General features: G+C 45.7%; 21 protein-coding genes. 7 read left to right on the top strand and 14 right to left on the bottom strand.

Annotated features, from left to right (window positions below; translation table 11 throughout):
- The first annotated feature begins 4 nt into the window (after positions 1–4).
- Positions 5–988, top strand: coding sequence for an asparaginase (locus tag AC2UZI_RS00140; protein WP_486941807.1), 984 nt, complete (start codon positions 5–7; stop codon positions 986–988).
- Positions 989–1,007: 19 nt separating this feature from the next.
- On the opposite strand, the gene AC2UZI_RS00145 is transcribed toward AC2UZI_RS00140, so the two are convergent.
- Positions 1,008–1,397, bottom strand: coding sequence for a glycosyltransferase (locus AC2UZI_RS00145; protein WP_486941808.1), 390 nt, complete (start codon positions 1,395–1,397; stop codon positions 1,008–1,010).
- 36 nt (positions 1,398–1,433) lie between these two features.
- Between AC2UZI_RS00145 and AC2UZI_RS00150 the strand changes: the two genes are divergently transcribed.
- A complete protein-coding gene (locus AC2UZI_RS00150) occupies positions 1,434–1,757 on the top strand; it encodes a sugar transferase (RefSeq protein ID WP_505335102.1) in 324 nt (107 codons plus the stop codon).
- Positions 1,758–2,016: 259 nt separating this feature from the next.
- Here the strand turns inward: AC2UZI_RS00150 and AC2UZI_RS00155 are convergent, their stop codons facing one another.
- The 6 genes from AC2UZI_RS00155 to wbaP form a co-directional block, all read right to left on the bottom strand.
- Positions 2,017–3,162 (bottom strand): polysaccharide pyruvyl transferase family protein, encoded by a 1,146-nt coding sequence (locus AC2UZI_RS00155; RefSeq protein WP_486941809.1) that lies wholly within the window; start codon positions 3,160–3,162, stop codon positions 2,017–2,019.
- Positions 3,163–4,413 (bottom strand): oligosaccharide flippase family protein, encoded by a 1,251-nt coding sequence (locus AC2UZI_RS00160; RefSeq protein WP_486941810.1) that lies wholly within the window; start codon positions 4,411–4,413, stop codon positions 3,163–3,165. It lies immediately after the preceding gene.
- Positions 4,414–4,417: 4 nt separating this feature from the next.
- The gene (locus tag AC2UZI_RS00165; RefSeq protein ID WP_486941811.1) at positions 4,418–5,479 is read right to left on the bottom strand and encodes an EpsG family protein; all 1,062 of its coding nucleotides are present in this window, start codon (positions 5,477–5,479) and stop codon (positions 4,418–4,420) included.
- 34 nt (positions 5,480–5,513) lie between these two features.
- Positions 5,514–6,602, bottom strand: coding sequence for a glycosyltransferase (locus AC2UZI_RS00170; RefSeq protein ID WP_486941812.1), 1,089 nt, complete (start codon positions 6,600–6,602; stop codon positions 5,514–5,516).
- Entirely contained in the window at positions 6,599–7,435 is an 837-nt protein-coding gene (locus AC2UZI_RS00175; RefSeq protein ID WP_486941813.1) for a glycosyltransferase family 2 protein, read from the bottom strand. The genes AC2UZI_RS00170 and AC2UZI_RS00175 overlap by 4 nt, the downstream gene beginning before the upstream one ends.
- Positions 7,436–7,911: 476 nt before the next feature.
- The gene (gene wbaP / locus AC2UZI_RS00180; RefSeq protein WP_486941814.1) at positions 7,912–9,366 is read right to left on the bottom strand and encodes an undecaprenyl-phosphate galactose phosphotransferase WbaP; all 1,455 of its coding nucleotides are present in this window, start codon (positions 9,364–9,366) and stop codon (positions 7,912–7,914) included.
- Between the two features lie 280 nt (positions 9,367–9,646).
- Here wbaP and AC2UZI_RS00185 point away from each other — a divergent pair, with 280 nt between their 5' ends.
- A complete protein-coding gene (locus tag AC2UZI_RS00185; RefSeq protein WP_486941815.1) occupies positions 9,647–9,919 on the top strand; it encodes a hypothetical protein in 273 nt (90 codons plus the stop codon).
- Between the two features lie 11 nt (positions 9,920–9,930).
- On the opposite strand, the gene AC2UZI_RS00190 is transcribed toward AC2UZI_RS00185, so the two are convergent.
- On the bottom strand, positions 9,931–10,773 hold the full coding sequence (locus AC2UZI_RS00190) for a helix-turn-helix transcriptional regulator (RefSeq protein WP_486941816.1): 843 nt from the start codon (positions 10,771–10,773) through the stop codon (positions 9,931–9,933).
- A 226-nt stretch (positions 10,774–10,999) separates the two neighbouring features.
- Here AC2UZI_RS00190 and AC2UZI_RS00195 point away from each other — a divergent pair, with 226 nt between their 5' ends.
- The 3 genes from AC2UZI_RS00195 to AC2UZI_RS00205 are packed head-to-tail and all read left to right on the top strand — an operon-like array spanning position 11,000 to position 13,972.
- Positions 11,000–11,872 carry a fumarylacetoacetate hydrolase family protein gene (locus AC2UZI_RS00195; RefSeq protein ID WP_486941817.1) on the top strand — a complete coding sequence of 291 codons (873 nt, stop codon included), beginning with the start codon at positions 11,000–11,002 and terminating at the stop codon, positions 11,870–11,872.
- Positions 11,873–11,881: 9 nt separating this feature from the next.
- The gene (locus tag AC2UZI_RS00200; RefSeq protein ID WP_486941818.1) at positions 11,882–12,676 is read left to right on the top strand and encodes an alpha/beta fold hydrolase; all 795 of its coding nucleotides are present in this window, start codon (positions 11,882–11,884) and stop codon (positions 12,674–12,676) included.
- Between the two features lie 42 nt (positions 12,677–12,718).
- Entirely contained in the window at positions 12,719–13,972 is a 1,254-nt protein-coding gene (locus AC2UZI_RS00205) for a metal-dependent hydrolase family protein (protein WP_486941819.1), read from the top strand.
- A 127-nt stretch (positions 13,973–14,099) separates the two neighbouring features.
- On the opposite strand, the gene AC2UZI_RS00210 is transcribed toward AC2UZI_RS00205, so the two are convergent.
- From AC2UZI_RS00210 to AC2UZI_RS00235, 6 genes are all read right to left on the bottom strand, one after another.
- Positions 14,100–14,423, bottom strand: coding sequence for a helix-turn-helix domain-containing protein (locus AC2UZI_RS00210; protein ID WP_486941820.1), 324 nt, complete (start codon positions 14,421–14,423; stop codon positions 14,100–14,102).
- A complete protein-coding gene (locus AC2UZI_RS00215) occupies positions 14,413–14,790 on the bottom strand; it encodes a type II toxin-antitoxin system RelE/ParE family toxin (protein ID WP_486941821.1) in 378 nt (125 codons plus the stop codon). The genes AC2UZI_RS00210 and AC2UZI_RS00215 overlap by 11 nt, the downstream gene beginning before the upstream one ends.
- 191 nt (positions 14,791–14,981) lie before the next feature.
- Positions 14,982–17,186 (bottom strand): autotransporter domain-containing protein, encoded by a 2,205-nt coding sequence (locus AC2UZI_RS00220; RefSeq protein ID WP_486941822.1) that lies wholly within the window; start codon positions 17,184–17,186, stop codon positions 14,982–14,984.
- A 147-nt stretch (positions 17,187–17,333) separates the two neighbouring features.
- Positions 17,334–18,017: a glutathione S-transferase family protein gene (locus AC2UZI_RS00225; protein WP_486941823.1), complete on the bottom strand. Its 684-nt coding sequence runs from the start codon at positions 18,015–18,017 to the stop codon at positions 17,334–17,336.
- Between the two features lie 11 nt (positions 18,018–18,028).
- Positions 18,029–19,819 (bottom strand): Rieske 2Fe-2S domain-containing protein, encoded by a 1,791-nt coding sequence (locus AC2UZI_RS00230; RefSeq protein ID WP_486941824.1) that lies wholly within the window; start codon positions 19,817–19,819, stop codon positions 18,029–18,031.
- A gap of 10 nt (positions 19,820–19,829) precedes the next feature.
- Complete coding sequence (locus AC2UZI_RS00235; protein WP_486941825.1) at positions 19,830–20,732, bottom strand: aromatic ring-hydroxylating dioxygenase subunit alpha; 903 nt, start codon at positions 20,730–20,732, stop codon at positions 19,830–19,832.
- A 278-nt stretch (positions 20,733–21,010) separates the two neighbouring features.
- Between AC2UZI_RS00235 and AC2UZI_RS00240 the strand changes: the two genes are divergently transcribed.
- The gene (locus AC2UZI_RS00240) at positions 21,011–22,102 is read left to right on the top strand and encodes a BMP family ABC transporter substrate-binding protein (protein WP_486941826.1); all 1,092 of its coding nucleotides are present in this window, start codon (positions 21,011–21,013) and stop codon (positions 22,100–22,102) included.
- Positions 22,103–22,105 lie beyond the last annotated feature (3 nt).

A 22,105-nucleotide genomic window follows, 5' to 3' on the forward strand; every position in this document is an offset into this window, starting at 1 on the left:
TGTTATGAGCCTACCCACCGTACGCGTTATTGTTCTAGGTGGCACCATCACCATGGCCCCCACTAGCGATGGCATCGTGCCCAGCCTACGTGGAGACGACTTGTTGAAACTGCTACCCGATATCGAGCACGTCGCCAAGGTCGTGGTAGAGACCCCCTTTTTAAAACCCGGCGCTTCGCTAGAACCCGCAGAAATCATGCAACTAGCATCATCCATACAGGCCGACGAGGCCGCGCACTATGCTGGCACAGTAGTAGTGCAAGGCACCGACACCATCGATGAAACCAGCTACTTACTGGATATTTTGTGCAACACCCCTGCGCCCATTGTGGTAACAGGCGCCATGCGTGGTGCTGCAGCCCTTAGCGCCGACGGCCCCGCCAACCTAATGGCCGCCATCCGCACAGCCGCTAGCCCCCACGCCAGAAACCTTGGCGCGTTGGTGGTATTAAACGATGAAATACACGCGGCGCGCTCAGTAGAAAAAACACATAAGGCCCTGCTGTCGTCATTTCAATCGCTACAAGGCGACGCTCTGGGCTATGTTTTTGAAGACCAGATACACGTTGTGCGACAGCCCAACCCGCGGCAAGCACACCTTAAGCCTTCACGCTTTGCGAAGGTAGCCATTATTAAAGTGGGACTGGGCAGCGACGTAGACCTACTTGAAGCCCTACCCTCTCTAGGCTATGAAGGCGTCATCATTGAAGGCACAGGCGTAGGCCACCTACCTGCGAAATTTGTAGAGCCCTTAGAAAAGCTAGCCAAACGCCTACCGGTGGTGCTGTGCTCTAGGGTCAACAAAGGCCCTGTCTTCACCAACACCTACGGCTTTCCGGGCTCTGAAATTGATCTACTGCGTAAAGGCTTACTGCGTGCGCACTGGCTGTCTGCCCACAAAGCTCGCTTACTGCTCGCCTGCTTAATTGGCGCCAACACAAATACAGACGATTTGGCTGCACAACTGGCCTTGTACGGGCAAGCTTAAGCTTGCCCAGTCTAAGGGGCTACGAACCCGTCGACTGTTCTGATCCTACCGTTTTTACTTGGTGTTGGCTCAAGGCCTTAGTCCGAATGCTACGGCGACGAGCGTGCTTAAACTCAAACAGTTTTTGCACCAACTGTGTACGCGCTTGCTCAAAACGTTGGTTATACACAGGACGAAATTGCAGCAATAACGCTTGAGTCTCTGCTTTATGCTGCAACACCAGATCAAGACGCTGACAAATCGCCGTGGGATTATCCACCTGCGGCTCGACCAATAGCTCAGCTAAGCGCGAGCACACTCCCGAATACACATCACCGGCTGGCCCCACCACGCAGGGTACACCAAAGGCCCACGCCTCAAGCGCCATCACTGCCATCACCATCACGACCCACAGGCGCACTTTGCGCAAGACAACGACCCACGCATCACCCGCGTAGGCCAATGGATACGGCGCTACCGCATCGACGAACTACCGCAACTGTGGAATGTATTAAAAGGGGATATGTCGCTAGTCGGGCCGCGCCCCGAACAACCTGAATTTATCGAGCATTTCAACCACGCCCTAGCCTTCTACGCTTACCGCCACGCGGTAAAACCCGGCATCACCGGCTGGGCCCAAATACGCCAAGGCTACGCCGCTAGCACCGCCGACACCCAACACAAAATCGAGCACGACTTCTACTACATTAAACATGCCTCGATCTATTTGGACATCTACATTTTGCTGGCAACGGCCAAAATTGTGCTGACGGGGTTTGGGGCGCGGTAAAAATGCGTCTACTTGCAATTAAACATCAGTGCAATCCAATTCTTAGAAAAGATAACAGGAAAAAATTACAAAAATTTACAGATTCTATATGGTTTCGAAAATAGATTGGACTCAGCCTGAGGGAAATAAAGTTTAAAAATGATCAATTCAATAAAAATATTCTTATTAATAAAAAATATCAAATATCAAATAACCAAGAAAATAATTAGACAGAAATTAAGTAAAATAACAATTGCAAAAACTACTTGTATAAATAATATTATTTATACAAGAAATTATTTCTAACCCAAGGCGCTTCAGTAAAATTCAATATTGATTTATTAATAAAACATGACAAGGAGTCATACTGTGATGACTGGTCAGAAACTACAGCGCTGTAATAATCATATAAACCCCAATCCGCCCCCTTCTCTTTACTTAAACGACCTTCTTTCAGATAGCCTATATCATTTAAAAACTCAGTACACTTGATGTGATACTCGAACAACGAGAACTTATTTCCAATCACATATGAACTAATAGCACCATGCAATCTAACGCTCACATAAAAATCAAAATCTCTAATTAATTCTAACGTTGGCTCTATACTTAAAACAGCATACGATAACGTTTGTGCTGCAACCCCCATCTCTTCTAGGTTCTTTAACACAAAGTCACAAAATCTGGTATCTCCAAATAAACCATGACTATTTAAACTTAGAACCACAACTTCCACTTCCACCTGTCCCTTTAATCGAAATATAAAATTAAGGAAGGCTCTACAATAAGCTAATGCCTGCTCAGGATCATCCAATAAATTACAAGGACTGAAACCAATTCTCACCTTGTCCTTAGCAGAACTTTTACTAACTGGATTTCTAAAACCGCTAAAACTCAGTGGTACTAAGCCCGCTAAATCTGCTGCTAAAACCGACTTGCCTTGAAACCCCATCTGTTTCACAAAATCATACGACTTTGCATCTCGAAGAGCTAAAAATTCGAATCGTCTTAAAAAACTTGTAATCGACCGTTCACTTTCCAAGCTAGAAAATGGCCCTATTGATACTCCAACAGCCGATAAAGAAATATTATTTCCAGCCTTCCTAGAAATATAATCCCTACTTCGTGAATGAGCTGAAGAAAACAACGAGCCACCACTAAAAATAAGCCTATCTACTCTTGATAATGATTTTTTTAAAAAATAAAATCTAGAAACAGCCCCTACTACACCTAATGACGAGTAGGCTAGTGCTGGATAATAGGATGGAACAACATAATTAACATTTAGTCCCTTTAAGGGAGGACAAAGCAAAGATATATTCATATCAGGCCAATATTTCCTTGCTGCTATGCTAGAAACATAACCAAACAAATCATCCCCAAAGTTACGCATACCATAATAACCAGTAAAGATTATTTTATTCATTTATATAACCCGAAAGAAAACTTTTTTTCTAGCAATAAAATAGAACGAAAAAAGCAAAAAAATCTCGATTACAACACTCAATATAGCTGCTGCCAGATAACTATAAGTAGAGAAAAAAACAATACCAAAAGCTATAGTTATCAACGAAACAGTGCCCATAACAGTAATCTTACTTAACATTAAGGATCGAGTAGTCAAAATAGTTGAAAAAGAAGCTGACACAAACCGAATGGGAATAGCTAAAGTCAATATTTTCAAAACATCCACAGAGGGGTAAAAGCCTTCCCCAAAAAATACTCTTATTAATACTCCACTCAGTAAATATATTGTGACAGCCAAGAACAGTCCAAAGCACAACATAAAAACTGATGAACGTAAAGAAAAATAATGAAGTTTATTTAAGTCTCCATTTGCCCAAACAAATATCTTTGGTAAGAAATATTTTTGAAAAATTATTGCAGGAAATAAATAAACTGCAGCTATAAATAAAAAACCAGCATTATAATAAGCAACAGCCTGAGAGCTAGACATTATTTCTAATAATACTATGGATACTTGAAAATAAGTCAGATAGAAAAAACCCGATAGTGCGTATGGCCAAACCTCCGTAAAACAACTTAAAACTGTTACTCTTTCCAGACTTTCAAAAGACTTCCCATTAAATATCCAATTTCTAGAAAACAAAATAGATGAAATAATAATAATTAATGCGCTAAAAAATAAAGCGTAGACAGCTAAATCTATATCAAATGTTTCAAAGCAAAAAAAGAAAAGTAATAACAAAAACCCTCTAATTCCATTTGGCAAAGCCTGCCAAAGAGAAAGTGAATAATACTGACCTTTAATTTGAAATCCAGATCCAGTAAGATCAGCAAAAACTAATCCAAAGACACAAAAAGATAGTAAAAATATACTATAAGAGGGAAATGGGCTTTGGATAAATAACCATAAAAAAATAAATATAAAAACTGTTATAGTACAAATGAAAACGAGCCGAAGTGATGGAAAGACCCAATTGTAGCCAACCTTTTCACCTTCAGAAAATACTTTCAGCCAAAGTACTGGTACACCAAAACTGGCAAGAGGAGACAATATAGTTATAATGGCCAAGGCAGAAGATAGCTGTCCAAATTCTATTACACCTAAGGTTCGAGCAAGAAAAACTTGTATAAGAAAAGCTAGTCCAGCTGACAAAAATGTTCCGAACATTAAAGATAAAATAGAAAGCGCAAATTTCTTATACTTTTGCATAAATTTAAAACAAACCTAGAGTTACCTGCGCGCTATCTCGCGTGTAGACGAGCACACCCATCAGTAAGAACAAAAAAAATAGAAAGAAATTTCTCAATCCCATTGTTAATCTAAAACACAAAAAAAACTGATGGACAATGATAGGATAGATTATTAATACAAAAGGAATAAACCTCTCGGATATGTCTGAATAAGATACCCCTATAAATATTAGCGATAAGAAAAATATAGAATAGTAAAAAATAAAATCAATATTACTTCTCCTTATCGACACAAATGAGACCATAATATAGGCTAGTACACATAACCAGAAATTTAAACTTTCATATATACTCCCAATATGAGACTCCCTTACTTGTAAGACATAAAGTTCATATTTCCTATAGAAATAGGGATTAGGGAAGAATTTAACCATTAAACCGATTACTATACCCGTAAAGGTAGAAACCGATAATGCTATTAATGGCAAAAACATCAACAATTTTCTAGAAACTCTACCTAAAAAATATACAAATGGAAAAATTAATATAACTAGCCCACTCCAATGCATAGCTATTGAAATAAATGCAAAAAATCCAAAATTTATATAACGTTGATTAAGGCAATTGCTTATAGCTAGAACAGCAAAAGGTATGGCCACTACTTGACGCATAGCGTTTCCAGCATATACACCATAGTAAGTGCAAAAGATCAATGACATTAAAAAAAAGCACTGAACTTTTCCATTATCAGGCAAAATTCTTCTATAGGCTATATAGCAAAGACTTACCACAAGAAGACAGTTAGAAAATAACCAAGCGCGATTATTAAAATTCAGAAGCGAGAATATATACTGTGAAGTCCACCATAATAGTTCTGAATTACCGTAGACACTCTTTCCATCCTCTCTAGCAGTTAGGAAACTACTTAAATTATTAAAAGCGCTAATATACGGACTGGTATCAAATCCTGCACTTTCAGGCCGCATCCCCGCTATCAGCAACCAACAACCAACAATCCCTAAAGCCGCGAAGAATTTAATAAAAAGGGATAAGTAACTTTGCTCAATTATATTTTTATCTATCAATTTTTTCTCTTCATCATATAAATACTTATTAGATTCAGGAAACTAGTTCATAATACATCCTTTCCATCTCCTCATAATAAATATCAAATTTAAATCTATTCTCATATACATACAGAGCATTTTTACCAAGTAGCTCACACTTTTCCAAAGTCAAACCATTAATCGTTTCAGAGATAGACTCAGAAGTAAATTCGGGAATTACCAACCCATTGAATCCATCTATAACTACTTCGGGTAGAGATGTCATATTAGAGACTATTATCCCTCTCTTATTAGACATTGCCTCTAATGGTATAAGTGCAAATCCTTCCCATCTTGAAGGAATAACAACAATATCCATTTCTCTTATTTTTTCACCTATTTTTTCATGCTCTATCCATCCATGTATGATAACTTTATTCAAGTTTAGTTTTTTTGATTCTGTCCTCACAAAATCCCCAAATAAGTGAAGATCAATATTCTTATTCAGCCTTTCAGAGGCTTCAACCAAAACATCAAATCCTTTTTGATAATCAAATCGCCCAAAAAAACCAACATTTATATTTCTTCTATTTTTTAAAATAACGCTGTTATCGACAAGTTTATTCTTTTTCCCTTTGTCTACGCCAGTATAAACAAGCTTCAGCTTTTTCGGACATATACCTACACTTATAGCTGAACGATACTCCTCTAACGATATACAAACAATTTTGTCAGTTTTTTTTGAAAGGATCTTTTCTATAATTTTGTATAGGTATCGTCTATATATCGAATCATCTAATTTATAAAAAGACCATCCATGCGGGGTATAAATAATCTTAGAGACTAAGTTTTTTTTTCTTAGTAATCTAACAAAAACCCCAGGGAATGTACTATGACAATGAACAATATCAGCCTTTGCATTTTCCAATATTTTATTTATATTCTTACTTATTTTAAATATTTTAAAAGGAGACCTAGAACTATCATAATGAATTACCTCTATTCGCAAATCTCTTTGATCCTCAGTCAAAGTTTTAGTATCAGCTACTAAAGTTATTTTCACTCCTTTATTCACTTGCATTTTAGTGAGATCAGTAACATAGCTTGCCACCCCCCCTTTCCATGCTTCTATTACATGAATTATATGTAAACTCTCTCTCATAACTTATACCAATTTAAAATTTTTCTAAAAGCAACAATCAACAAACGTCTAATATATTTAGCATTAGAGAAAAAAATAACAATAAAAAAAACTAAAGTATTAATTTTTCCACTTTTCCATAAATTTTTATAATTATTTAATTCCCCTAATTGCATTTCACTCACATTACCCGCTAGACCACTATCTCCATATGGGTTTTTATACATATAAGCTAAGGCTTTTTTGGTATAGGCAAGTTTTGTATCATTAAAAGCAATCCTAAGCCAGAGTTCGTAATCTTCTGCAAAGTACCCCCCATCTAAAAATCTATCTTTTATACTAGATTTAAGCATAACAGTAGAAGTTTGAAAGTAGTTTTTAAAAAGGAGTTTGTTTTTATTTAACCGCTTGAAGCTTTCTTGAGAATTAGTATTTTTATTTTCATTTGAACTACCAATTAACATAGCGTGACCTGTAATACCTATAGATTCATTTTCTTCCATATAGTTGTATTGGTCTTCTAGCTTATTAGGATCCCATGTATCATCTGAATCTAAAAAGGCTATATAGTTAGTTTTTGCATTTTTCCAGCCCTCATTCCTAGCCGCAGCAGGCCCCCTATTTTTATCAAAATTAATTATGCTTATAAGCCCTTTCTCATCTTCTTTTTTTATTTTATCAATGACAATTAAAGTATCATCTGTACTTTTATCATTTACAACTATGATAGCGACTGGCAATACCGTTTGGCTCATAATTGAACCTATTGCCCTTTCAATTGTTTTCTCGCAGTTATAACAAGGTATAACCACCGTAACATTGACCATTCTATTTAATTGTCCACTTTCGCTCATTGAAATTTCTATTAAAAAGTCAACACTAATAAATAATTTTTTAATCTCAAATTATTTACATTAAATCTTCTACTTTGAAAATATTTTTACTATCTAACTAAACCTAAATTAAAACTTTTAATTTATATAAATTTCATTAAAATCAACAATAATCATCCAACTCATTAAGTTAAATAGTTTTTAATTTTCTATCCGAAAGTCCACTATTTTTACTTCGATTAATTAAATAAAAGGCTCTTTATAATTTTCATTATAATAGTCTGCTTCATAGCTTCAAAACATAGTTCATTTATTTACAAAAAATTGGCGAGAATTACAGTAAAATTACTGATTTGAAATTTATAAATCAGATTGAATATAAGGATAATCTGTATTGTTTAGAATTTCCTTAATCTCTTCTCAGACACACTGCCCCAACTATGCCTTTTTATCTTGGCATTCATCAAAAAGTCCTATTCTCCTATCAAAAGCAGGTATTAATATGCACCTTTTCTATCTGTCACCACTCCAATTGTTTTAAACATAATCGCAATATCATTCCATAGCGACCAGTTCTTCACATACCAAGCATCAAAATAAACTCTTGTATCGTAATCAACATCATTACGCCCACTTACCTGCCAAAGGCCAGTCATGCCGGGCTTTGCCATCAGGTAGTAGTCTTTATTTTCGCCGTAACGTTCTAACTCTTCATCGATAACGGGGCGTGGGCCAACTAAGCTCATTTCGCCTTTCAGCACATTCAACAACTGCGGCAATTCGTCCAAGCTGGATTTACGCAAGAATGCGCCCACTTTGGTAATACGGGGGTCGTTTCGTAATTTAAAGTCTTTATCCCATTCAGCCCGTGCCTCTGGTGATGTACGCAGTAACTCTTGCAGTACCTCTTGCGAGTTCATCACCATTGATCTGAACTTTAGGCATTTAAAAGGTTTGCCGTCTTTACCAATGCGCGTGTGCCCATAAATTGGACTACCTTTGTCTTTCATTACTAATAACGCCAGTACAAGCAGAATTGGCGATAGCATAAGAAGTATTAATGACGACACTACTACATCGAAGGTACGCTTTAATATACGTGCGCTGGTTTTAGTTAAATTCGTATTTATTCTAAGAATTAACAGTTCATGCCTAAACAAATAGGACATATCCGTGCTGTTGACTGGAATACCTCGCGTTGTTGGGACGACGGATACCGAGCGGCACTGCCGCTTTGCTGTCTTTTGTACCCACTGTTCGCGTAAATGCTCTTGACCGTCTTCTAAGGCGATAAATAATTGCGTGTTATGTGGATCAACTGTTCTCCACAATACCCTTTCATTGTTAATAACACGCAGCCCGTCTAGGTTGCGCGGTGTGGATAGGGTGTTAACCGGGTCAAAAAAATACATAAAGTCTAAACCCAGCTCACGCTCTGCCTTCAGGGCACGATACGCCTCCACTGCATTAGGTCCCGCACCGATGATGACACAGCCTTTACTCCACAGCTGCAGCTTCTCAAGTATGCGTTTTGTTATAAAGCGGCTTAACGGCAGCCAAATAATGATGGACGTCCACGTAAAAACCCAGATATAGCGGGACACTTGCCATTTTGAGAACGCGAAAATAGCCAGATCGATAACTGAAAATATCGCAACAGTACGGATAACTTCTTTAAGCTCAAACCAAAATGCTTTGCGATAGGTGTAATGGCGCAGCCTTGCCCAAAACCAGCCCACGCACAACACAGACAGCAATAGTTGCGCACTAAGGCGAGGGTAGATTTCCTCGCTAGGGATATAAGCACTTAAGTTTCCCCACAATAGCCATACTAAAAAGGCAGCAATAAAGGGCCCCAAGTTGAACCAGACGAAGTCCGATGCGGCTAAGGCTATTTGTGAAAGTGTAGATTTGGTTGTGTTTAAAAACACAAGTTTCTTATTGATCGACATACCACTGCTAAGTTATCGCTTAACTTCAAGCGGGTTTAAACGGCTTGGGACGGTTTTGTAATTGTACTCATGTGCCAAATTACAAACCTGTGGAATTGTTCTTTTTCGTAAACTCTACGCACACGTAACAAAACGTGATTGTATATTGCAACGCTGTCGCAACCTATTTATAAGCCTTATTGGTGGACATTTTCACCACTAGGGTAAACCCGTGCGTATAACTACGATGCGTAGAAGTACGTCTTACATTTTTGTCATGGCAGGGCAATAATGTGTCTTTATGTATCAAGAAGCGTTACCTACTACCATGAACGAAGTTATTGAATCTTTTGAAGAATATTTAGCCGCTAATGAAAAATTGGTCGAGATGATGCACCTTAACCCAGAGCCGGGCACGGATGAGCATAAAGACTCATACATACTGAAAGACCAAATACTAACGTACGAGACCTCGAACTTTCCGGTGTTTTACCCTAATAGCCCGTATCACCAGTTTCTTATTGACCATCGCCATGAGATTGAAGAAATGTTCACCTCGCACGGGTTCTTTTAGCGGTTTTTTGCCTAACCGTTAAGTCCGCTGTGGTTTCGCGCTGCCGAGCGGTATACCGATGGGGACACGCCCATGTGTTCTTTAAAGAAGCGCGAGAAATTACCTTGTGAAGAAAAGCCCAGATCTAGCGCAATATCAATTAATGACTCTTGCTGATTCAGCATGCGCCGTATGGCTTCTTCTACCACCATTAAGCTGGCTACCACTGACGGTGTGGTGTTCAAATTTTTACGAAACAGCACGTGCAGTTGCGACCGCGATAAGCCCACGTGGTGGGCCAGTTGGTCGATAGACATTTTGCGCGAGGTGTTGCTTTGCATGGCCCTGATTGCTTGTTGCACCCTGTAGTCGGGGGTGCGGCGTAAGCCGGCGTGCGTGTCGGTAATGTTATGAGCCGATGCTTGGGTGGCTTTAATCAGTATGTCCAGTATGACGGGCTCTACATCATCGTGGTGGCTGTTAAAGGGGTCAAGCATGATGTTCAGTAAGGTGTGACAGGCACGGTATAGCGCGTCGTCGATGGGGACGGTGGGTTTTAAGAAGTACAGCCCCTTGCCGGAAATAAGCCGTTGTTGTTCTATCCAGCTTTGTTTGAATTCAAAGGTTAGGAATAAGGCGGGGTCAGTGGGGTCGCACAGGGTGGCGTCGTGCGATTCAAAGGGGTTGATGCCTAGGGCAACGCTGTTTTGATAGGTATAGTTTTGGTCGCCAATACGCGCACGGGTTGGCGAGCCGCCTAGCCAAAAGGCGATGCTACTGCTGCCGTGTGAATGCGAGACCAAATTAGTCGGTAGTGTTAATAACACGACTCGACCAAACGCCCCCTGCCGTACCGCATACGTATCTTTCATCATGTGTGTCTTCTTTGGATGGTGGTAAGTGCTACATGCGTGTTCTGTTCATTTTTTATACCAAATAAATGGCGTTTTTTCTGTTTAAAAACACGTTCTTAGGGTATTTACCGACCTTTTCACAAGACAAAACGATAAGCTTGCAGAGAATTCGATAAGACGGCGTTGTCGGTAGTTTCTAGAATTTAATCACGTTCTGATTATTAAGCTTTTCTAGGAAATTGTTACCGTGAAATTAGCAACTTATCGTGCCGATGGCAAACAGTATGTGGGGCTGGTGTCTGACGATGCTCAGTCGGTGCAGGCTTTTCAGGTGTCTGAAGCTGAAGCCAATTTAGGCGCTTTAGCGTTGGTGCTGCAGCACAGCGAGCAGGCTATCTTGCCTGCGCTGTCGGATACGCGTCATGCGCTGGAGTCTGTTCAATTGCTGGCCCCGATTCCCCACCCGCGTCGCAATATTTTTTGTGTAGGTCGCAACTATAACGAGCACGCTGCCGAGCTGGCTGATTCTGTTTTTAAAGACAATAAGGCCGATGAAAAGCAGTGGCCTATTGTGTTCTCTAAGGTGCCCGAGTGTGTAGTGGGGCCTTTTGATAGCGTAATTGTGCCGCCTGCGTCGGTGTCGGATGCCATCGATTATGAAGCTGAGCTAGCCATCATTATTGGTAAGGGTGGCGTGAACATTAGCCGCGAGAATGCGCTTGAGCACATTTTTGGCTACACGGTGGTGAACGACGTAACCGCCCGCGATGTGCAGATGCGCCATAAGCAATGGCATTTGGGTAAGTCCTTCGACACCTTCTGCCCTATGGGCCCGTGGATTGTTACCGCTGATGCTTTCGATGGTGAAAATGCGCGAGTGCAGTGCTGGGTAAATGGCGAGCTACGCCAAGACAACACCACCAAAAATCTAATTTTTGATATTCCCGAGCTAATCGAAACCTGCTCTCGCGGCATTCGCTTGTATCCCGGCGACATTATTGCCACGGGTACACCGGCAGGCGTTGGCATGGGTATGGAACCACCCCGTTATTTGAAAGCAGGCGACGTGGTGCGCGTTGAGGTTCAGGGCTTGGGCCACATTGAAAACCCCTTTCGTTAAGAGGACGGTATGACCAGCAAAAGCATTAACAACATTGTGTATGAAGTGGATGGCAGCGGTGATGCGGTAGTAGCTATTCACGGCTTGGGCGGCACCAGCAATACGTGGTCGCCACTGATGTCCGTACTGCACGATTACCAAGTGATTAGTGTGGATATGCCGGGCAGTGGTCGATCGGCTTTTGACGACACTGCTTTAAGTATCGATAGCTTTGTGGAAAGCGTGATCGCGGTGATGGATGCCGAGGGCGTACAGCAAGCGCATTTACTGGGGCATTCCTTGGGCACCATTGTGTGTCAGCACTTAGCGGTTAAATACCCCGATCGCGTGAAGTCGCTGTCGCTGTTTGGCCCGTTGGCTGCCCCCGCCGAAGCAGGACGCGCACCCACCCGTGCCCGTGGCGACAAAGCAGTAAGTGAGGGTGTGGCAGGCATGGCCGAGATTGCCGAGCAGGTCGTGGCTGGCGGCACAGCTGAGGCCACCAAACAAAACCAACCTGCGGTAACCGCCTTGGTTCGCGAATGCCTAATGCGCCAAGACCCTAAAGGTTACGGGCACACCTGTTATGCCTTGGCTGAAGCCGTGGCCGCCGATGTATCGCAGCTGCAATGCCCTAGCCTACTGATTACGGGTGAGGACGACAAAGTAGCTTCGCCTGAAGCCATGCAAGCCTTAGCACAACGCTTTGGCAAGACACCAGCTACCCACACGCTAAGCCAATGCGGCCACTGGACCACCTTTGAGCAGGTTGAGCCGTGCCGCCGGCTGTTAAGTGAATTCCTAAACAGCCTTTCTGCTTCGTAAACCCTATTCCTATAACAATGTGAAGCTTGGATGGAGACAATCATGTCCGACTTATTATTTAGTAATGCCACGATTTTTGATGCAACGGGTGCCCAGCCCTACTTAGGCGAAGTGTTGGTACGCGGTAACCGTATTGTGTCGGTGACCCCCTTATCCGCCCCCGTTAAACGCGAAAGCGGTGATGTAACGGTAATCGACGCGACCGGCAAGTTTCTAATGCCGGGTATGACCGAGTCGCACACGCACTTTTCATGGAACGATCAGCCGTCGCTTAACGCGATTGCCATGATGCCGCCCGAGGAACATATCTTGTGGTGTATGCAGGTGGCCAAGGTTTACCTTGATATGGGCTGGACATCTTGTATGGGTGCAGCCGCCGCCAAACCACGTTTGGACGTGGTGGTGCGTAATGCGATTAACAGTGGCGCTTACCCCGGGCCACGTTATTCGGCAGCCTCGCAGGAAATTACCGTGCAAGGTGGCTTGGGCGATACCATTCCGCCGCACATGCCTTACCCCGAACTTAGCTTTTGCGACATTATCTCCGGCGTAGAAGAAATGCGTCGCAGTGTGCGCCAGTTTATTAAGTATGGCGTGGACACCGTAAAGCTGAACTTATCGGGTGAATACATTGCGGGCATTAGTGCGCAGATGACACCGTTTAGCGATGAGGAAATTGCCGTGGCCGCCGCCGAAGTGAAGCGTTTTGGCAAGCGTTTGGCTGCCCATGCACGCTCGGCCGAGTCCATTAAACAGTGCTTGCGCCATGGCGTTGAAATTATTTACCACGGCAGCTACGCCGACGAAGAAGCCTTAGACATGCTGGAGAAGCACAAAGGCGAATATTTCTTTGCGCCCGGTTTGTCATGGTTAATTGAAACCGCCTACAACGCCGGCGAATGGGGCCTTACGCCTGAAGTGGCGAAGCAAATGGGCTACGTAGACGAGTTGGAACACGCCGTGGAAACGTTAAAGGCCATGAATAAGCGTGGCATCCCGATTCTACCGGGCGGTGATTATGGTTTCGCATGGATTCCCCACGGCACTAACGCCAAAGACCTACAGTACTTCACCGAAATGATTGGTATTACGCCAATGGACGCACTGCTATCCGCCACGCGCGAAGGCGGCAAGATCATGCTGATGGGTGACGAGCTTGGGCAAATTAAAGAGAACTACCTGGCCGATATTCTGCTGATTGACGGCAACCCACTGGAAGACATTACGGTGTTGCAAGATAAAGCGAAGATTGTGGCTGTGATGAAAGATGGTGAGTTTTACCGAAACGAAATCTAAGCTTTAATACAAAGCCCACGTATGACAAGCGTAATACCTGTTATACGTGGGCTTTTCTGTTTTTTTGGCGTTAGGCTCTACACTTTTCCCTGAAGTGCTTGGACGGCATCAACACATATCTTCAAAACTAGAGCACGGCCGCCAGCCCTTTACGGTCGAGTAGATTCAAAAGTTTTAGGGATGGCCCACTGGGCTGCTTATCACCCTGCTCCCACTTTCGTACTGTTGAAGCACTGATATTCAGAACAGAGGCGAAGACCGTCTGACTAAGCTTAAATCGTTCACGAAGAGTACGAATATCATCGCTGCTATACACGGGGATAGGTTGAACGCATAAGGCCTCGTAATGATTCATCGTCCGCTGGCTTATAAAGCCATGTTGATGCAAATCAAAGGCAGTTTCGTGCACCGCTGAAAGTATGGAGTTTTTCTGCTGATCGTTATGCATCATCTTCAACTTCCTGTAATGTCCCGTTTATCACGGCTTGGTTTAATTGGGTTTGAGTGAACTGCAGTAAGTCTTGTGCCAAAAGCTGTAAAGCTTCTAATTCTTTACTCGTAATATTGGCCCTTACGTTTTTTGCAAAACCAAATACAAAAAACCAATGGTTCCCTCTATTCGTCACAACAAGCGTTCGGACACCCCCGCTTTTACCCCTGCCTGAAAGTGCAACCCGCTTCTTGATTACATTTCCACCCAAATCTGCGTCTATTAATCCTTGGCCCATTTCATTAATCGCGACGATTAATGCTTTATCAGTTAACCCTACTTTACGCGCCCAGCGTTGAAAATAGCGCGTTTTAAACACTCGACGCATAATGTTAATTGTGCCACTTAGTGATATAGAAGTAAACGTTAGTGAATTAACGCCCCCACCAAACAGACTTAAGAATTCCGCCTATTCCATAGGTCTAGCGTTCTTATCGTCGAGAAAATTCTACGTTTAAGCGCCATCTATTTATAGGCGGAATCCATTAGTTATCCATTCGTACTTAACGAAGCGTTTTCTTAAAAAACAATCTCGGCGTTAAGGTTGATGGTGTGGTCCATGCGTTTACGTTCATAGCGTTGGCTGAGATCGATGCCGAGGTAACTGTTTTTTGTCAGTTCTCCACGTACGTTTAGATCAAGTTGCCATGCGTTCAGGGCGTGGGTGGCGGATAGCCTGTCGTCTTGCAGTAGGTGTGCGACGTTGTTGTAGTCGGTTCGTAACGTTGCTCCGGCTACCGCTTGTTGGCGCAGCAGGCGTAGGTTTAGGGTGGTGTTTCCGTGTTGACTGGCGTAGTGGTGACTTAGGCCTAGCCCTAAACCGAGCACCGTTGCGTTGACGGCATTATGCTTTAAGCTTAAAGCACCTTGATGCATCCAGTTTTCACGGCTGTGTGTAGCGGGTCGATGCAGTTGCACTAACTGCCCGATGCCGTAGAACTGTGTGGTGGGGCGTTGCCAGTGCGAGCTGCTGTCGTGGTGGTGGGTATATAGCATGGGCCGGGCTTCGGCGTACAGTTGCCACAGTTGTTGGCTGTGTTTGTTGCTAATGGCCGTGCCGATGGCCTGCCGTTGGTGTTGGGTGCGCAATTGGCTGTAGCCCATGCCCAGATGCCACGCTAAGGGGGCATCGTGGGGCGAGGCTATGGTGGCGCCAAGGGTGTAGCTGTTCCATTGGGCTTGGGCGTTGGCGGTGGGGCTGTTCCAACGGCTTTGTTGTAAGCCCAGTTGTGCGCCATAACGTAGGCCGTAGCGCTGGCCACTGTCGAATCCGATCAATAGCCCTTCAGTGCGGCGTTGTTGTTGCCACGCACTGGAGTGGGATTTTTGATGCAAATCCGCATGAAAGGCTCGTGCCCAGAGGCCTTTGTGGGCGGTGTGTTGCGTAATGTATTGGGCGCTTTTTGTGGCTGCGTTGTTGTCCCATAAGTAACCGGCGACGGCTTCACGTAGGAAGCGGCTGTCGGCCAATTGGGTGGCGGCGATTTGGTTGTACGCGCCAGCTCCGGTGTTGAGGCGTGCGGGTTGGCGTCGGGGTGGTGGTGTGCCGGTATTGGGGTCGTTGCTGTAGGCCAAGTGAATTTCTGTGGGGTAATAATGCAGGGTGGGCATGTCGCCTTGGGGGTTGCTAAAGACCAGTTCGGCGAATTGTCCTTGGTAGCCGTTGGGGGCCAGTACCACCACGTAGGGGTAGCTGTGATCAAAGTCAGGGCTTAGGCTGACCAACAAGATGCCGTCCAGTTGGGCGTCGTTCTGAAAGACTAAGGGCGGGTTGGCTTGGTGGTTGTTTAGCCAGATGTGGGCCACCGATTTTGGGGCCATGCGCAGGCTGCTCCATACGGTAAAGGTGTCGATGGGGCTGATGGTTTCTAAGCGTGCGCCGTCGTTTAAGCGTAGATTAAAGACGAATCCACTGGATTTGATGGTGGCGCCGTTGTGTACGGTAATGTGCCCGCTGCTGCGGTTAGGTACGCTTAGGGTGCCTTCTCGTACGTGGAATTCGCCCAGTATGCTGTCTCCGCCTTGGTGGCCTTCAAATTGTAGAGTGCCGGGGCCGGTTTTATTAAGCACGTAGTCGGCGTCAATGTGAATGGACCCAGTGTGGTAGACCGTGCCTTGCGGAATATACAGATTAAGGTCGTTAGTACCGGACGCGGTGCTTAAGGCTTGGTGCGGCACGCTGTCGATGGCGTTTTGTAGGGCTGCCATCATTAGGATGCTGTTGTTAAAGCGTAGCCCGTCGGCCAGTTCGAGGCGCGTGCCCGGCAGCATTACGAATTGTGGGGTGCCTTTGCTGACGGCGTCGGCGTTGTCGATGCGTACACTGCCTTCTGCCACCACGATGCCGCCGTAAAAGATATTGCTTCCACTTAGGCTGACACTGCCCTGTCCGAACTTGTAGACCGAGTTGCCTAAGGGCGAGGGGTCTACGTCAATGTCTCCGTGTAGTTCAACGCTGCGGTGCTGGCTAACGTCAAGCAGTAGCGGCCCCAAGATGACCAAATCCCGCTGAATTCGTGCATTAGTGTCAAACAGCAGTCGTTCAACGTTCAAGACCAACGGCGCGCCGTTTTGTCGTAGTGGGTCGGTGCCGTGTACGTGCCGGTCGGTGAAACTGAGGCTTTGTGCTGCAAGCGGTTGAGCTAGGCATAGCGCCGAGAGTAGCGCGTGCATGCGTCGTAGACGTTTTACGTGAGAGGGCGTTTTTTGTAATGATTGTTTCATGGAAATCCTATTTCTACCCGCCTAATTGCGGTGGATAGATTTAGCCATGAAACGTCTTGAAATAGTTCGCTACATTGTGATGGCTATTAACAGCCCTTATAACGAACATCAGCCCTTGATATATCACCAAGGGCTGGCTTTACTTTTTTACTGATGGGCTTCTTGTTTTTTTGCGTTGTGGCAAGGGCTGGGTTCGCCGGGGCCGGCGGGGAAGACGCCTGACATGACCGTGAAGCCGGGTAGGCGTTTAACACGATCAGTCCAGCGACGTATGGCAGGATAATCTTGTCGGTAGATACCGCCCTCTTCCGCTAGCATGACGTAGGGGAAACAGGCGATGTCAGCGATGGTGGGGTGATCGTCTTGGCATATCCACGATCGGCCTTCTTGTTCTGCCATCCACAGATGCTCATCTAATATCCTGAACAGGCGGTGCGCGCCTTCACGGGCGGCGACGATGTCGAGGTCGTAGAATAAGCCGTCGTGCAGACGTGCGGCCGAGGCGGTGCCGGTAATCGAGTCAGCAAAGGCTAGCCATTGGTTGATTTCCCCTAAGCGCTGTGGGTTATCCACGGGGTACCAAAGGCCGCTTTTGTCGTATTGACTGGCTAAATACACCAAAATGGCTTGGGCATCGCGAAGGTAGAAGTCACCGTCTTTAATAACAGGAAGTTGCCCCAAGGGGTTGATGCGTAAGAATTCGGGTTGTTTGTGTTCGACTTCAGGGTAGAACGCGATGGGGTGCGTTTCGTAGGCCTGACCTAACATGCTTAAGAACAACCTGATTTTGTAGCAGTTACCCGATAGTTCGTAGTTGTATAACGTGATCATTAGTTTGCCACCTATATATCCAATACCAAGTGTTTTCCTTTAGCGCGCGAGACACAAGCCATGATTTTTTTACCGGCTTTTTTCTCTGCGTCGTTCAGGTAAACGTCTTGGTGTAAGGGTTCGCCATCCAGCACGGTCACCATGCAGGTGCCACATGCGCCCTGTTCGCACGATGAGGGCATGTCTACGCCGTTTTGACGCAGTACCTCTAAGATGGTTTCACCCGCACCTACCGTTAGGTTCAAGTTCGAGCGCGACAGCGAGATTTCAAAGCTGCTGCTGTCATCAATAACCGTGTCGTTGGCGAAGTATTCAAAATGCACTGCGTGGTCTGGCCAGCCATTGGCTTTAGCGATGTCGCGGGCGGCGCTAAGCATGGGGCCGGGTCCGCAGATATACACTTGCTTGTTGGCTTCGTATGGCCCCATCACATTGCTAAGTGTTTGTGCGGTGGCTTGAGGGTCTAGGCCAAGGTGCTGTTGATGCATCACACCGGCTTGGGCTAAGCGATCAACAAAGGCCACGTGGCCGCCAGAGCGAGCAAAATGGTGAAGCTCGTACGTTAAGCCTTGGTGCTGCAGCGCTTGGGCCATGGCACAGATAGGTGTTACGCCGATGCCCCCCGCAATCAATATGGTTTGTTCGGCATCGCGACGTAGCGGGAAGTTGTTTCGTGGCGGCGAGATAGCCAATAAGTCGCCCTCGCGTACCACTTCATGCAAGCATTCCGAGCCGCCACGCGATTCGGGTTCGCGCTTTACGCCAATAAAGTAGCTGGCACTTTCGCCGGGGCCGTTCACGATGGAATATTGCCTGACGATACCGTTGGGCAAACGTACATCGATGTGCGAGCCGGGTTGTGCGGTGGGAAGCTCACCCTCGATAGCTGTCAACTCAAAGCCCATTACGTCGTCACACTCGGCCCATTTGCGCTTAACACTAACGCGTAAGGCCGTGGCGGCGCCTGACACTTCTTTGTTCACAAAGGCGCTTTCAGGGCGAGGTTTAAACTGCACCACTTTGGTGGCCACTTCCGTAGGGGGTGTTAACGGGGCCCCGATTTCAGCTTCAATGCGCGATCGGGCTTCGCTAAGCAGCCAGTTGTGTTGGCGCAAAATGGGTAGGCGTTCTTGGTGCGCTTTCGCACTGTTTACAATACCCCGCACCACACATCGGCCGTCGGTGACCGGTTGCACGAATAGCATCAGTACGGCGCTGTCATCCCCGTGTCCGGAAAATAGTCGTAGGCTGCGTTGGTCAGATTCAACCAGTTTGATGTCGCTTTGTTCTACGTCATCAATGGACACTGGCGCAAAGTGATAACTTTTTAGTTTTTCTAGCACAACCGCTGCGGGTGCGTTGATCGGGATGGGGCGTAGGGTTAATAGCTCACCTTCTTTTAACCAGGGCAATTCGACGTCGTCGGGCGCGTCGCTGGGGGCGGCCCACACCAAACCGTATCGCTCGATGGACTGATAGGTTTGAATGTTCACGGTGCGGGCCGGCGCGTCAGCGGGGTGCGCTGGAATATAGGTACAGCCACCCGTGCGGTTCGAGTAGCGCCACCCGTGGTATTGGCATTTCAGCTCTCGGCCATCATTAATACCTATGCTTAACCGTACGCCACGGTGTAGGCAGCGATTTTCCCACAGGTTGACGTGGCCATCGTCGGCACGCCACAGGGCATATTCGTGGCCCAGTAATTGGGCGTGGTAGACGTGGCGCAGTGGTAAATCGTTTGACGAGGCGATTGGGTACCAACAGGTGTCTTGTGCACCTGTCGTGGTTTGTGTTTGCATCATGGTTCCTTTCCTAACTTTGCACGAGCTCTTCTGCAGCAATGACACCGTAAGTGATCCCTTTTTCTCGTAACCAGCGTCGGTACGCGATGGCCGTTTTATCTGCCCGAATTGGCACTTCGGCCCGCGGGTCTAACGGTAAGCGTTTGGGATACTGGTTTTCGAGTATGGGTTTGTCTTGTCCAAAGATGGTTTGCTGGAATAAACGAATGGATTTGTCTTCGTTTTGGTCGTCAAGCAGGCTAAGCATCATGTGTGCGTATACGTGCTCTTCGTCTACGGGCTGTAAAAACAAGCCCACTAAATCAAGGCGATCATCATAGCCAGGGCTGGATTTATACAGCACCGAGCAATACGGGTGCGGTACCCGGTAGATGTACTCAACGTCGGCACCACCGGTGGCGGTCGCGGCGGCCATGGGCTGATAAAAACGGCAGCGCGTGGCAATAATTTCGTCAGAGCCGGCTTCGATGGTGACGTCGTAATCTTTGACTTCGGTGTGGGGTTCTACGCCCAAGATGTTCGTGTGTACAAACGGAAAGTGCCCCATGTCCAGAAAGTTTTCTACCGCCCGTGGTGCCGACACGTGCACACCCATGGTGGCCGCGTTGAGGTTTCGGCGGTCGGGTTCTAGGAATTCTGGTATTTCAAACAGCTTAATGGGATCGTCGCCTAAACAGGCCCAAATGTAGCCGTAGGCATTTTGTGTTTTTATCAGGTCGGCTTCGTGTTCGGGAACGGTGTTTGAAATGTCCGAATACCAAACTTTGACAGTCTTGTCAGGGAAAACCATAAACGAGAGTTTTTCGCTAAGCAGAATGGTTTTTTTAACCACATTTTCGCCTGCTTCGGCGAGCGCGCCTATGGGATGCCACAGGTTTTTAATGTGCGGATCTGCACAATTTGTACGGCTCATATCTCCTAAGCTCCTATATTTTATGGCGCAAAGCCCGCATTTTCTGCTGGGTACCACGTTTTTTCTCGTGGTAAACAAGACGTGATTATCACGTTGTTTTTGCGCGTGTTTGAATTCCATTAAGGCACAAAATTACTTCAATGTTATATCAAAAAACTAATACTGCTTATTAGAAATGTATAATGTGATGCTTCAAATAAATCCGTAAATTAGATGATGACATGCTTAAAACATAACAACGCATGCAATAAATATAACCACAAGACTGGAGACAAAAAATGGAAATAAAGGTTGGAAGACGAGCCTTCTTGGCTTATGGCGCCTTGGGTTCCGCTGCATTGCTTTTGCCTAAGTGGGCCAGAGCACAGAACGAGGTGTTAAAGGTGGGTGTTTTATTTACCTCGCCCGTGGCTGAGGTCGGTTGGGTCAAGCAACACCACCTTGCGGCCTATGCCTTAAAAGACAAATACGGCGATCGGGTCGAGATTTCTACCATTGATGGGGTTTACACCCCGCAGGACGCCGAGCGCGTGTTTAGAGAGTTTGCCTCTACGGGTCATAAGTTGGTTTTTGGCACGAGCTTCTCTCATGGTACTCCGATCAAGCGCGTTGCCCAACGTTTCCCCGATGTCGCTTTCGAACATTGCTCAGGTATTGAGCAGCACAAGAACGTGGGTATTTTTGAAGCCAAGTATTACGAGGGCTCGTTTGTAGCGGGCGCGGCGGCGGCCATGGCGAGCAAGACCGGTCGCATTGGTTTTTTAGGCGCGTTCCCCGTGCCGGATATTGTGGGGGCAGGCAATGGCTTCTTACTGGGGGCCCAGTCCATTAACCCCGATATTAGCTGTCACGCTATGTTCTTGAACTCCTGGTTTGATCCCGGTGCCGAGAAAGAAGCCGCGAACAGCTTAATTTCCCAAGATTGCGATGTTATTTGCAACATGAGTAATACCGTTGCGGCCAATCAAGTGTGCGCCGAGCGCGGTATTTGGAGCATTGGTTATGCCAGCGACATGCAAGCTTTTGGGGGTGGTAAACAGTTAACCGCCTACACCTTAGACTGGAAGCGCATTTACGAAGATGCGGCAGACCGCGTGTTTGCTGGTAACTGGACATCTACCTCGCGTTGGGACGGTTTGGGGGCAGGTATTGTGAAGATGGCCCCGTATAACGAGGGCTTGTCTGCAGAGCAAATCGCGCAATTGAAAAAGGTAGAAGCCGACATTGCTTCCGGCGCGGTGCAGCCTTACGCTGGTGAGCTACGTGATCAGCAAGACAAGGTGCGCGTTGAAGCCGGTTCGGTGTTGTCCGACCCCGATATTCGACACATTAACTGGTTCGTCAAAGGGATGGTGGGCCAACTTGCCTAACGC

The organism is Paenalcaligenes sp. DL 463, from assembly GCF_057475185.1.